Source organism: Kocuria sp. BT304, from assembly GCF_003290245.1.
In the GTDB taxonomy this organism is placed as follows: Bacteria; Actinomycetota; Actinomycetes; order Actinomycetales; family Micrococcaceae; genus Kocuria; species Kocuria rhizophila_A.
In genome coordinates, this window is record NZ_CP030039.1 from 1,863,324 (window position 1) to 1,876,554 (window position 13,231).

Genomic DNA, 13,231 nt, shown 5'->3' on the forward strand with positions numbered 1-13,231 from the left:
TCGGTGTGCGGGCGGAACGTCACCCACTCCGTGTGCTGCGGCTCCCGAGGTGGTCGGCTCAGCGTGCGGCCCCGACGCTGCCGGCTCAGCGCGCTCGCGGGTGGGACGTCGCGTAGACCTCGCGCAGGGACTCCACGGACACGCGCGTGTAGATCTGGGTCGTGGCCAGGGAGGCGTGACCCAGCAGTTCCTGCACGACCCGCAGGTCCGCGCCGCCCTCGAGCAGGTGCGTGGCGAACGAGTGGCGCAGAGTGTGCGGCGTGATCCGCTCCTCCTGGTGGATCGTGCGCGCGGCGTCCTTGACCATGTTCCACGCCGTCTGCCGCGAGATCCGCGTGCCGCGAGCATTGAGGAACACCGCCGGGCTCCCCCGACCGTGCCGCGCCAACTCGGGGCGGGCCCGGATAAGGTAGCGGTCCAGGGCCGCCACGGCGAACGATCCCACGGGCACGAGCCGTTGCTTGGCGCCCTTGCCCGTCACACGGATCAGGGCGAGGTCCTCATCGTGCAGACCGGCGAGGTCGTCCACGTCCAGCGCGACGGCCTCGGAGATACGCGCACCCGTGGCATACAGCAGTTCGAGGAACGCCCGGGCCCGCAGTCCCGCGGGTGTGTCCGGGTCCGGGGCGGCCAGGAGGTTCTCGACCTCCGTGACGCCGATGGCCTTGGGCAGCCGCTGCGGCGGCATGGGCGGGCTCACGCGGGACGCGACGTCCGTGTCCACGCTCGACTCCGTGACCCAGAACGCGTGGGCCCCCCGCACCGCCGCGAGCACCCGCGCACTGCTGCGCGCGGACAGGGCCGGGTGGGCGGCGTCGCCCTCGCGGATGCGCCGCACGAACGCCCGCACGTGATCGGCCGTGATGTCCCTGGGCACGCGCACGTGCGCGGCGGTCGCCGTGAGGTGCTGCAGGTAGCGCGCGAGGTCCCGGCGGTACGCGCTCACGGTGTTCGCGGCGAGTCCGCGCTCGACCACGAGGTGGTCCAGGTATCGCGCCACGGCCCGCCGCAGTTCCGGTGCGGCCTCCGCCTCGGTCGTCGAGGCCGACGGCGCCGCACCCGCCCTCGGTCCCCCGTCCACGATCGGCAGTGGTTCGGTGATGGGACCGTGCGACTCGAGGGAGTCGTTCACCCCTCGTGCCGCGGCCGCGAGGTCCATTCGGCGTCCGGTGCGCGCAGCGTGGCCCAGTCCCGGGACCGCGCGATGTGCGTGGCGAGGATGCCGAGCGTGGCCGTAGGGGACGTGATCCGCCCGGCCATGACCGCGGCCACGGCGTCGTCGAGGTCCGCGAAACCAGCCACGATCTCCGCCTCCTCGCCCTCGCGTTCGAACCGCTCGGACTCGGGGACCTCGCTCAGGTCACGGGCCAAGAAGATCCGGTTGGCCTCCGCCGAGGAGCCTGGCGAGTTGTCGAAGTCCACGAGCGTGTGCCACGTCCGGGCCGTGAGATCCGCTTCCTCGCCCAGCTCGCGCTGGGCCGCCTGCAGCGCGGGTTCCCCGGACACATCGAGCAGCCCCGCTGGGATCTCCCACATCCGCTTGCGCACGGGGTGGCGGTACTGGTTGATGAGCAGGATCCGTTCCTTCTCGTCCAGCACGACCATGGACACCGCCCCCGGGTGCGTGATGAACTCCCGGGTCAGCGGTTCCTCCCGGCCCGCCATGCGGAAGGACTCACTGCACACGTCCCAGATGGCGCCGTCGTAGACGGTCCGCGAATCCGTGACGGTGTGCGGATCTGGGCGATCCGTCAGCTGCTCGGCGGTGATGCTCGTGTACTCCACGGCTCAGGCCTTGGCCTGGACGCCCCGGCGCTCGAGAGCGGCCTTGACGAGACCGTCGAAGAGCGGGTGCGGCCGTGTGGGCCGCGAGGCCAGCTCGGGGTGGGCCTGCGTGGCCACGTAGTAGGGGTGCTCCTCGCGGGGCAGCTCCACGAACTCCACGAGGGTGCCCTCCGGGGAGGTGCCCGAGATCCGCAGCCCGGCCTCGGCCAGGGCGTCACGGTAGGCGTTGTTGACCTCGTAACGGTGGCGGTGGCGCTCGGAGACCTCGGTGGCGCCGTAGGTCTCGGCCACCACGGAGCCCTCCGCGAGGGACGCCGGGTACAGGCCCAGGCGCATGGTGCCGCCCAGGTCCCCCGCACCCTCGACGAACTGCTTCTGCTCCTCCATGGTGGCGATCACCGGGGTGTCGGTCTCCGGGTCGAACTCGGTGGAGGACGCGTTGGGCAGACCCACCTCGTTGCGGGCGTACTCGATGACCATGCACTGCAGGCCGAGGCAGAGCCCCAGGGTGGGGACCTTGTGCGTGCGGGCCCACGTCAGTGCCCCCAGTTTGCCCTCCAGCCCGCGGATGCCGAAGCCGCCGGGAACGCAGACTGCGTCCACGTCGCCGAGCTCACGCTGGGCGCCCTCGGGGGTGTCACAGAGGTCGGAGGCCACCCACTTGAGGTTGACCTTGGCGTTGTTCGCGAACCCGCCCGCGCGCAGGGCCTCGGAGACCGAGAGGTACGCGTCCGGCAGGTCGATGTACTTGCCCACGAGCGCCACGGTGACCTGGTGTTCGGGCTCGTGCACCGCGGTCAGCAGCCGGGACCACTGCCGCAGGTCCGCGTCCTGGTAGTCCAGACCCAGGTAGTCCAGGATGTACGTGTCCAGGCCCTGGGTGTGCAGGGTGTTGGGGATGTCGTAGATGCTCGGTGCGTCCGCGCACGAGATCACGGCGTCCAGGTCCACGTCGCACGCGCTGCCGATCTTGCGCAGCATGGCGTCCGGGACGTCCCGGTCGCAGCGCAGCACGAGCGCGTCCGGCTGGATGCCGAGCCCGCGCAGCGAGGCCACGGAGTGCTGGGTGGGCTTGGTCTTGAGCTCGCCGGACGGGCCGATGAACGGGATCAGGGACACGTGCAGGTAGAACACGTTGCGCCGCCCCACGTCCTGGCGCACCTGGCGGGCGGCCTCGATGAACGGCTGGGACTCGATGTCGCCCACCGTGCCGCCGATCTCGGTGATGATGATGTCCGGGGCGTTCTCGTCCTCGGCGCGGCGGCGCATGCGGCGCTTGAGCTCGTCCGTGATGTGGGGGATCACTTGCACGGTGTCGCCCAGGTACTCGCCGCGGCGCTCCTTGGCGATCACCGTGGAGTACACCTGCCCGGTGGTCACGTTGGCGGAGGCGTCCAGGTTCTCGTCCAGGAAGCGCTCGTAGTGCCCGATGTCCAGGTCCGTCTCGGCACCGTCGTCGGTCACGAAGACCTCACCGTGCTGGAAGGGGTTCATGGTGCCGGGATCCACGTTGAGGTACGGGTCCAGCTTCTGCATGGTCACGGACAGTCCGCGCGCACGCAGCAGCATGCCGAGAGAGGAGGCCGTGAGCCCCTTGCCGAGGGACGAGGCGACACCTCCCGTGACGAAGATCTGCCGGGTCACCTTGCCGTTGTTCTTTTCTGTGCCTGCCTCGCGGGCGGCGTCCTGAGCATCAACCACGGGATTCGAGCCTACCATTCGTGTCATGAGCGGGGTACGGGGGTCGGGGTCACGCGGTGGCATCCCGCAGCAGTTCGCGGGCGTGCTCGCGGGCGGCTTGGGAGTCCTCGTGACCGGCCAGCATGCGCGCCAGCTCCACCACGCGCTCCTCGTCCGTGAGCACCTTCACGTCCGAGACGCTCGCGTCCGAGGACTTGGTCACCAGGATGTGCTGGTCCGCGAAGGCCGCCACCTGCGGCAGGTGGGTCACCACGAGCACCTGGACGTTCTTCGCGAGCATCTTCAGCCGCCGGCCGATCTCGACCGCGGCCTTGCCACCCACGCCGGAGTCCACCTCGTCGAAGACGAACGTGGGCACGGGGTCCACCTCGGAGAGCACCACCTCCAGCGCCAGCATAATGCGCGAGAGCTCACCGCCGGAGGCCCCCTTACCCAGAGGGCGGGGGGTGGCCTTGGAGTGCGGGGCGAGCATGAACTCGATGGTGTCCCGGCCGTCGTCGGTGAACCGCTCCGAGGGATCCACGGCCACCACCAGGGTGGCGTTGGGCATGGCCAGGGCGGTCAGCTCCGTACTCACGGCGGCGGCCAGCTTCTGCGCGGCCGCCCGTCGCAGCTGCAGCAGGGTGGCGGCGTGCTCCTCGAGCGAGGCCCGCAGCGCCTCCCCCTCGGCCCGCAGCTTCTCCTCGCGCTGGGGATCCACCACGAGCTCGTCGAGCTGCGCCCGGGCCTGGTCCGCCCAGGTGAGCACCTCGTCGATCGTGGCGCCGTACTTCTTGGTGAGCGCCCGCAGTGCGCTGCGGCGCGCCTCCACCTCCGCGAGCCGCGCGGGGCCGTCCTCGTCGAGACCGCTCGCGTAGCCGGAGAGGTCCGCGGCGACGTCGGCCGCGACCACCGTGAGCTCCCGCACCCGCGCGGCGAGCGCCTCGAGGTCCGGATCCGCGTCCGCCTCCATCTCCAGCGCCTGCTGCGCCTGGGACAGCAGCGCCACTGCGTTGAGGTCCGGGGCGTCGTCCGCGTCGGAGCCGCTCAGGGCGGCGTGGGCCGTGGTGGCCGCGGTGCGCAAGGACTCGAGGTTGGTGAGCTTCTCGCTCTCGGCGTCCAGCTGGACGTCCTCACCGGGGACGGGCTCCACGGCGTCGATCTCGGCGAGCGCGGTGGTGAGGCTCTGGGCCTGCAGGGCACGCTCGCGGGAGTTCTCCTTGGCGGCGCGCAGGGTGGCGACGACGCCGCGGTAGCGGGCGAGCTTCTCGCGGTAGACGCGCAGCTCGGCCCGCACGGGGTCCCCTGCGTAGTCGTCGAGCGCCCTGCGCTGGGCCGCCGGGGACTTGAGCCGCAGCTGGTCCGACTGGCCGTGGACGGCCACGAGGGTCTCCCCCACGGCACCGAGCGTGCCCACGGGGGCGGCGCGGCCTCCCACGTGGGCACGGCTGCGGCCCTCGGCGGAGACCGTGCGCGAGATCAGCACGAGGGCCTCTTCCCCGCCCGCGACGTCCTCCCGGTCCACGGTGCCGCCGGCGTCCGTGACGAGTTCGACCGCGGCATGGTGGGAGGGCACGCGCACCGTGGCCTCGGCCAGCGCCTTGGCGCTGCCGGAGCGTACGGCACCGGCGTCCGCGCGGTTGCCCAGCAGCATCCCCAGTGCGGTGACCACCATGGTCTTGCCGGCGCCGGTCTCGCCCGAGAGGATCGAGAGTCCCGGGCCCAGGGGCAGCACCGCGTCGGTGATGACACCGAGGTCGTGGATGTGGATCTCCTCGATCATGCTCCGCCGCCTCCGTCCGTGGCCTCGGGGTGCTCCGGGCACGTGCACCGTCCGGGCTGCACGTGGTGGGGGATCTCGCGGCCCACGGTGAGCTTGGGCTGCGAGAGGTCCTGCGCCACCACTTTGGTGGTGGGCTGCACGAGCGGCAGCGCGGTGGTCATGGCATCCACCTGCTCGCTGGGCATGGGCCCCCGCCAGCCCGCGATGGGAAGCTCGAACTTCCTGACGAGTCGTTCGGAGAACGGGGTGGCGTGCATGCGCGCGAGGTTGACGGACTTCTCCGAGCGGCGCACCTCGATGCGGGAACCCGGCGGGAGATCCGCGGTGCGGCGACCGTCGCACCACAGCACGCCCCGGGCGTCCGTGCGGGTGAGCACTTCCACGGCAATCATGGACCGCGGGGAGATCACCAGGGGACGGGAGAACAGTGCGTGGGCGGACAGCGGCACCATGAGCAGGGCCTCGACCTCCGGCCAGACCACGGGCCCGCCCGCGGAGAACGCGTACGCCGTGGAGCCCGTGGGCGTGGCCATGACCACGCCGTCGCAGCCGAACGTGGACAGGGGGCGGCGGTCCACCTCGGTGACCACCTCGATCATCTTCTCGCGGTCGCCCTTCTCCACGGACGCCTCGTTCAGCGCCCACGTGTGCAGCACCTTGCGCCGGTGCTCCCACACGGTCACGTCCAGGGCCATGCGCCGCTCCACGGTGTAGCGCCCGTCCACGATCGCCTCGACGGTCTCGCTCAGTCCCGAGCGCTCCGACTCCGCGAGGAAGCCCACGTGCCCGAGGTTCACCCCGAGCAGCGGGGTGTCGACGCCGCGCACGAGCTCCGCGGCGCGCAGGATGGAGCCGTCGCCGCCGAGCACCATGACGATCTCGATCTCCCGCAGGGCGACGTCCTCCTCGAGGATCTCCACCGGGGACAGGTCCGCGCCGTCCGCGCACAGGGACTCCAGGTCCGGGCGCGAAAGCACCGGGACCAGACCCGCGGCGTGGAGTTGCGCGCAGGACTGGCGGGCGGCGTCCTTGGCCTCGGGACGCCCCGTGTGGGTCATCACCAGGATCTTCCGGCTCACGTGCTGCAGATCATCCTCCTGCGGTCGGTGCCACGGTGGGTTGGCCCTGCCCACACTACGCGAGCGCTCCGACGGGGACAGCGTGCGGTGAACGGCGGCACCACACGAAGAACTCCACGTTGCCGTCCTGCCCGGGCAGGGGGCTCGGGGCCGTTGCCCGCACCTCGAGCCCGACGTCGCCCGCGCACCGGACCACGCGCCGCACCGCGTCCTGTCTGGCCCGCTCCGAGGTGACCACCCCGGTGCGGGAGAGGTTGTGGACCCCCACCTCGAACTGCGGTTTGACCATCAGCAGCAGGTCCCCGCCGGGCACGGTGGCACCCGCCAGGGCGGGCACCACCAGGGTGAGGGAGATGAAGGACAGGTCGCACACGGTGAGCTCGGCCGGCCCGCCGATCTCGGCGGCGTCGAGGTAGCGCACGTTGAGGCCCTCGTGCACGTGCACCCGGGGGTCGGCGCGCAGCTGCGGGACGAGCTGGTCGTGCCCCACGTCCACGGCGACCACCTCCCGGGCGCCGCGGCGCAGCAGGACGTCCGTGAAACCGCCCGTGGACGCGCCGGCGTCGAGGCACCGGCGGCCGGCCGGGTCCACCTCGGAGAAGCACTTGAGCGCGCCCACCAGTTTGTGGGCCGCGCGGCTCGCGTAATCGTCCTCGGGGGAGGTCTCGACCTCCACCCGGTCCTGCTCCGAGACAGGTGTGGAGGCCTTGGTCACCGGGGCACCGTTGACGCTCACCTTCCCGTCCTTGATCCACCCGGCGGCAACGGTCCGGGAGCGGGCCAGCCCGCGGTCCGTGAGCGCCCGGTCGAGTCGGGTGCTCACCGGGTTCCGTCCTCCGCCGACCAGGTCTCGGGACGGGCGGGCCCGGGTACGGCCGAGGGGGTGTCCGCGGGTCCCGTCGGACCGGTCGGGTTCACGGATCCGTTCTCTCCCCGAGGTGCAGCGTCGGACTCCGATGTGGGCCGTGTGCTCCCCGGTGCCGACGACGCGTCCCCGGGTCCCGGCGCGGAGCGGCCGGCCACCGACCCGGTCAGTCCCGCGGGCAGGGTTGTGGGATCCTGCGCCAGGATGCGCTCGAGCTCGGCGTGCAGCGCGGAGAATGCCTCGGCGCGGTGCGTCACGGGCAGGCGGGCGATCTCCGACTCCCGGTCCAGGACCCGGTCCACCGGCTCGAACCCCGTCCGGGGTGGGCCGGACGGGTGACCCGGCTCCCGCCGATCGGCGGCAGGGAAACCGTTCCGAGCGTCGTCGTCAGCGAAGGGGTCGTGGGACGCCGCAGCCCCGGCCGAGTCGACGTGGGCGGACGGGTCCTGCTGCGGCGCCGGGTGCTGGTCAGGACTCACGAGCGCCCCACTCGAGAACCGGTTCCGTGGGGTGCTCGGCCTCGGGGCGGGCCCGCCACCACGCGGCGCACGCGGCGCGCCAGCCGTCCAGGTGCTCGGGCGCGCCCGTGACGGTGACGACGTCGCCCGCGACGTCCGCGCGCGCGGCACCGCACGTCGCCGAGACCCGGTCACCGTCGTGGGACACGACGATCTCCGGGTAGGGCTCGAACAGCTGGGTCAGCGAGCGGAGCAGGTAGGTGGGCCGCTCGGCCGCGCGGGCCGCGAGGACGGACGCCGGGCGGTCCACCCCCGTGAGCACCTGGATGCTGTCCATGCCCGCGTGGCGGGCGCCCAGGATGTCCGTGTCGAGACGGTCCCCCACCACTGCGGGCCGTCGCGCGCCCACGCGTTCGGCGCCCTCACGGAAGATCGGCGCCTCCGGTTTGCCCGCGACGAGCGGTTCCCGGCCAGTGGCCTCCGCCACGGCGGCCACGAGGGTCCCGTTGCCCGGTGCGATCCCACGCTCCTTGGGGATGGTGCGGTCCGTGTTCGTGGCGCACCACAGCACGGAGTCGTCCGCCAGGGTGAACGCCGCCTCGGCCAGCTGCTCCCACCCGAGGTGCGGGTCGAAGCCCTGCACCACGGCCACGGGGCGATCCTCCTGGGAGGTGACGGGCACCAGCCCGACGCCGCGGACCTCCTCCGCGAGCGCGCTCGAGCCCGTGACCAGCACACGGGCACCCGGCTGCAGCCTCTCCGCGAGCAGCGCGGCAGCGGCCTGCGCCGAGCTGACCACGTTCTCCACCGCGGTGGGGGCGCCGAGGGAGGTGATGTGCTCGGCCACCGCGCTTGGGGGCCGAGAGGCGTTGTTCGTCACGTACACCACGGAGCGGCCCGAGGCCCGCACTCGCTCCAGGGCCTCGGGGGCACCGGCGATCGCGTGCGGGCCCGCGTAGACCACGCCGTCCAGGTCGCACAGCAGGGCGTCGAAGCGTTCGATCAGCGGCGGGCTGGCCTGCTGCTCGTCGGCTGACGCTTGCCCGTCAGTCCGCACGGTGCTGCGGGGTCGAGCCGTTCGCGGTGTCCTCGAACGCTTCCGACGGGTGGACCTCCGACTCCGGAGAGCCCTCGGGGGCCTCGACCGAGCGGGAAGCCGAGGTCTCCTGCGCGGCGGGAGCCTCGCCCTCAGTAACGGCAGGAGCCTCGCCCTCAGTAACGGCAGGAGCCTCGCCCTCAGTAACGGCAGGAGCCTCGCCCTCAGTCACGGCGGCGTGGGAGGCGGCGTCGTGCGTCGCCACGTTCGCGGCAGGCTCCTCAGAGGCGGCGTGCTGCGAGGCGGGTCCGCCAGCGGACCCGGTGGAAGCGTCAGCGTCCCCGGGGGCACGAGCCACGTGCGGAGCGGCGGTCTCCACCGTGGAGGCCTCTCCTCCCCGGGCGGCCGCCGCGGATGCGGGCTCCCCCTCGGGGTCCACGGACGTCCGCGCCTCAACTGCCGGGCCCTCAGGGGGCGTGGTGTCCGCGCCCGAGTCATTGGCGCTACGGTCCCCGGCACTCCGGATCTCGGCGCTCCGGTCATCGGCGCCACGGTCCTCGGATGTCGGCTCCTCAGCGGCTGAGCGCTCGGACGCCGAGGACGCAGCGTCCGTTCCCTCCGTGTCCGGCCCCTCGCCCGCGGGGGGCTGCGGGGCGCTGTGGCGCTGCTGGGCCTCGCGCACGGTACGGCGAGCCTCCTCCTCGTCGAGGTCGTCGCCGAGGTCCACGATCTCCGGCTCGGAGAACTGGCCCATGCCCAGGGCCGCCTCGGCCACGATGGCCTGGCGCTCCCACGACATCGATTCCCTGTCCCGCCCAACCGCCCGCAGGGCCTCGGCGTAGGCACGGAAGAGCTTGGGGCTGTAGACGAAACCACGGTTCTTGTCGAGCTGCGGGATCTCCAGGGCGGCCAGGGCGGCGTCGTGGTCCCCCGCGTCCGCGTGGATGCCGGAGACGACCATGGCGAGCTCGGCCTTCGCCTCGGCATCGAGGTCCGCGGCCGCCGCGGAGGTGGCCTCCTCCATGGCCTTGTCTGCGCGGCCGAGGGCGCGCTGGGCGTCGACCATCAGCGGCAGGTGCTGCTGCGAACCGGAGATCCGGCGGTGGGTCCTCAGCTCCTTGAGCGCGAGCGCGTAGTCCCCGGCGGCGTACGCGGCCACACCGGCGGCCTCGCGCACGACACCGATCCGACCGGCCTTGCGCACCGCGGCGTTGGCGTGCTCGAGGGCGAACTCGGGGTCGTCGTCGATGTAGCGGGCGGCCATGACGAGGTGCTGCGACACCCGCTCCGCGTTGCTCGGCTCGAGCGCCTTCAGCTCGTGGTGCATGGACCGGTCCAGTTCCCGGCCCGTGACGTCCGCGTCGATCTCCGGGGCCACGAAACGGGGACGGGAGTCCTCGTGGCCACCGCGGCGCTCGTCACGGTCGTACGTGCCGCGGGGCTCGGAACGGTGGCCGCCGCGGTCGTGACCGCCGCGGTCATGACGCCGGTCCGGGCGGTCGGAGCCGCGCCGGTCCGAGGACCGGTCGCGCCGCTCCCCCGTGCCCGGCGCGTCGCGGCCCCCGCGTGCGCCACGGTCCTCGAAACGGTCCCCGCCCGGGCGCTGTCCGCCCGAGCGCTGGAAACCGCCGCCGCGGGACTGCTCCCGGGGGCCCCGGTCGTTGCGGCGCTCGTCCCGCCTGTCGTCCCGTCGGTCGTCGCCGCGCCGCGAGTACGGGCGCGCATCCCGGCCGAAACGGTCGTCCCGGGAGCCGTGCCCGCCGGAGCGACGTGCGTCCCCTCCTCGGGAGAAACCACCCCGGTCATCACGACGCCGCTCGTCCCGGCGGTCCTCACGCCGGTCACCGGAGCGGTCGTCCCGCCGACCGCCGTCGCGGTAGCCGTCACGGTCGGTGCGGCGGCGGTCTCCGTCGCGCCCGCCGCCCGGGCGGTCACCGCGCCGGTCGGCCCCACCGCGCGAGCTGTCCCGGTTGCTGTAGCGGTCGTCCCGGACACCGCGGTCATCCCGCCGACCTCCGTGGCCCTGGCCGTCGCGGCCACGGTACCCGCGGTCTGAACCGCCGCGGGCTCCACCGGCGTCCCCGTCGAAGCCGTCGCGGGACGAGGAACGGTACCCGTCACGGCGGTCGTCGCCCCCGCGGCCCTCTCGACGGTAGGAGTCACGGCGGGGCCCGCCGCGGTCGTCACGAGCACGCCATCCGTCCCGGCCGCCCCCGTTGCGCCCACGGTCCGGGCGGTCGTGGGACCCGTGCTGTTCAGATTCGCTCAAGGGGTGTCTCCTACTGCGGCCTGCGGCCTCGCTCTGGAGGGCACGGCGCGTGGCGGTGCCCGACTGGTCTGCTGAGCATTCTACAAACGCCGTCCGACGCCCTCACAATGCAGCGCGTCCACCGCTCAACCGGGCGTCTGCGCCACGCGCTGGAGGGCGAGTACGCCCTCCGCCACCGGGCACAGTTGATAATGGAGCATGCGTTTGAGATCCCTCTCCCGAAACCTGCTCGTGCGGGTGCTCCTGGCCATCGTCCTGGGCAGTGCCCTCGGGCTCGTGCTCCCCGACTGGCTCGCCCGCGTGTTCCTCACGTTCAACGGCATCTTCAGCCAGTTCCTCGGCTTCCTGATCCCCCTCATCATCGTGGGCCTGGTCACGCCAGCCATCGCGGACCTGGGGCGAGGTGCCGGCAAGTGGCTCGCGGTCACCGCGGCGGTGGCGTACGGCTCCACGGTGTTCGCGGGTCTGCTGGCCTTCGCCGTGGCCACCACCAGCTACCCGTGGCTGCTGGGGGACAAGACCGCAGTGAACGGGCTGGAGAACCCGGAGGACCACGCGCTCGGGGGCTACTTCGAGATCACCATGCCGCCGGTCTTCGACGTCATGACGGCGCTCGTCCTGGCGTTCTGCCTGGGCGTGGGAATCACCTTCGTGCGCGGCACCACACTGCACTCCGGGTTCGCGGAGCTGCGCACCATTATCATGCGCACCGTGGAGAAGGTCATCATCCCTCTGCTGCCGCTGTACATCTTCGGAATGTTCATGAGCCTAACCATGAACGGGCAGATCGCGGTGGTGATCACCACGTTCCTGCGCGTCGTGGTTCTGGCGTTCATCATGACCGTGGTCATCCTGCTCATCCAGTACTGCATCGCGGGTGCGGTCACCCGCGCCAATCCCCTGGTAATGCTCAAGAACATGCTCCCGGCCTACGCCACGGCGCTGGGCACGGCGTCGTCGGCGGCGACCATCCCCGTGACCCTGGCGTGCGCCCGCCGCAACGGTGTGGACGAACGGGTGGCCGGATTCACCATCCCGCTGTGCGCCACCATCCACCTGTCCGGCTCCACGATGAAGATCGTGCTGTTCTCCACGGCCATCATGACCATCTCCGGGATGCCCATCGACCCGTGGCAGTACATCGGGTTCATCTTCCTGCTGGGCGTGACCATGGTGGCCGCCCCGGGTGTTCCCGGGGGCGCCATCATGGCCGCGGTGGCGATCCTCCAGTCGCAGCTCGGCTTCGACGAGACCGCCGTGGGCCTGATGATCGCCACGTACGTGGCCATCGACTCCTTCGGAACGGCCTGCAACGTGACCGGCGACGGTGCCATCGCCGCCATCATGGACAAGCTCCTGCGGGGCAAGAACGGCCGGCTGCGCAACGCCCCCGCCGCCCCCGCACGCTAGAAGGAAAGAAACCCGCGTCGCCACGGGGGAGACTTCGCAGCGGCGCGTCACCACGGTGGCGCGCCGCAGTCATGTCTGGATCAGGGTCGACAGCAAGACAGCCCCACGGACTCACCGGTGCAGACCACGACGGTCGCTCTCCCGACGCGCGGCAGACAGCGGGAGGGCGTCGCACAGGTCGAGACGTACCGAACACAGCGCCGCAAGGACCGGGGCCGCCCCAGGCAGCGCCGGAGAGGCCTGGGGCACATCCACCAGTGCCGGACAGACCCAGGAGCCACAGGGCAGGGTGAGAGAGCAAGAGAAAGCCGTCCGCCGCCTGCCGCGCCTCGCCTGCGGATATGAGTCCCAGGTTAGGAATCCCCGATGAGGAGCCTCCGACCACGGGGGTCCCCTTGTGAGCAGCCAGTTGTGAGCAGCTACTTGTAAGCAGCCAGCTAGTGGCCACCAGACCGCCCCCACCCGGTACGAGACCACCACGCCAACGGGGCGGGGGGACGTGCCCTCTGCCGGTGGTGCCCGCCAGCGGGCGGCGTGAACCGCGTGTTAAATGCGGGGAGGCCCCACACCTTACGGTGTGGGGCCTCAACCCTGTTCATGTTAATTCCGGCGGTGACTTACTCTCCCACACCCTACCGAGTGCAGTACCATCAGCGCTGTGGGTCTTAGCTACCGGGTTCGGGATGGGACCGGGCGTTTCCCCCACGCTATAACCACCGGAAACCTGCACCACCCCACACAACCGGGGGCGGAAACCTGGTTCCCGTGCCTACCACGGGTCAAACCTGTATTCCTCTGTCAACCACACACCCACACCCCAACCGGGGTGGGGGTTGTTGGTGGTCAACCACATAGTGAACGCGAAC

9 protein-coding genes and 1 rRNA gene are annotated in these 13,231 nt (G+C 71.9%); 1 reads left to right on the forward strand and 9 read right to left on the reverse strand.

Annotated elements, in window-relative coordinates:
* Nucleotides 1-85 precede the first annotated feature (85 nt).
* From DNL27_RS08255 to DNL27_RS12450, 8 genes are all read right to left on the reverse strand, one after another.
* Nucleotides 86-1,132: a site-specific tyrosine recombinase XerD gene (locus DNL27_RS08255; protein WP_305037646.1), complete on the reverse strand. Its 1,047-nt coding sequence runs from the start codon at nucleotides 1,130-1,132 to the stop codon at nucleotides 86-88.
* Nucleotides 1,129-1,785, reverse strand: a complete 657-nt coding sequence (locus DNL27_RS08260) for an NUDIX hydrolase (RefSeq protein ID WP_112235248.1) — start codon at nucleotides 1,783-1,785, stop codon at nucleotides 1,129-1,131. Before DNL27_RS08260 ends, DNL27_RS08255 begins: the two co-directional genes overlap by 4 nt.
* A 3-nt stretch (nucleotides 1,786-1,788) precedes the next feature.
* Entirely contained in the window at nucleotides 1,789-3,504 is a 1,716-nt protein-coding gene (locus DNL27_RS08265; protein ID WP_112235249.1) for a CTP synthase, read from the reverse strand.
* A 31-nt stretch (nucleotides 3,505-3,535) separates the two neighbouring features.
* Nucleotides 3,536-5,248, reverse strand: coding sequence for a DNA repair protein RecN (gene recN / locus DNL27_RS08270; protein WP_112235250.1), 1,713 nt, complete (start codon nucleotides 5,246-5,248; stop codon nucleotides 3,536-3,538).
* On the reverse strand, nucleotides 5,245-6,327 hold the full coding sequence (locus DNL27_RS08275; RefSeq protein ID WP_112235800.1) for an NAD kinase: 1,083 nt from the start codon (nucleotides 6,325-6,327) through the stop codon (nucleotides 5,245-5,247). Before DNL27_RS08275 ends, recN begins: the two co-directional genes overlap by 4 nt.
* 55 nt (nucleotides 6,328-6,382) lie before the next feature.
* Complete coding sequence (locus DNL27_RS08280; RefSeq protein ID WP_112235251.1) at nucleotides 6,383-7,150, reverse strand: TlyA family RNA methyltransferase; 768 nt, start codon at nucleotides 7,148-7,150, stop codon at nucleotides 6,383-6,385.
* A gap of 510 nt (nucleotides 7,151-7,660) precedes the next feature.
* Nucleotides 7,661-8,707, reverse strand: a complete 1,047-nt coding sequence (locus tag DNL27_RS08290; RefSeq protein WP_112235253.1) for an HAD-IIA family hydrolase — start codon at nucleotides 8,705-8,707, stop codon at nucleotides 7,661-7,663.
* Complete coding sequence (locus tag DNL27_RS12450; RefSeq protein WP_239494299.1) at nucleotides 8,697-10,955, reverse strand: hypothetical protein; 2,259 nt, start codon at nucleotides 10,953-10,955, stop codon at nucleotides 8,697-8,699. The genes DNL27_RS08290 and DNL27_RS12450 overlap by 11 nt, the downstream gene beginning before the upstream one ends.
* 198 nt (nucleotides 10,956-11,153) lie before the next feature.
* On the opposite strand from DNL27_RS12450, the gene DNL27_RS08300 reads away from it, so the two are divergent.
* Nucleotides 11,154-12,365, forward strand: a complete 1,212-nt coding sequence (locus DNL27_RS08300) for a dicarboxylate/amino acid:cation symporter (RefSeq protein ID WP_058956079.1) — start codon at nucleotides 11,154-11,156, stop codon at nucleotides 12,363-12,365.
* Nucleotides 12,366-12,969: 604 nt separating this feature from the next.
* Here the strand turns inward: DNL27_RS08300 and rrf are convergent.
* A 5S ribosomal RNA gene (rrf, locus tag DNL27_RS08305) occupies nucleotides 12,970-13,086 on the reverse strand.
* Nucleotides 13,087-13,231 lie beyond the last annotated feature (145 nt).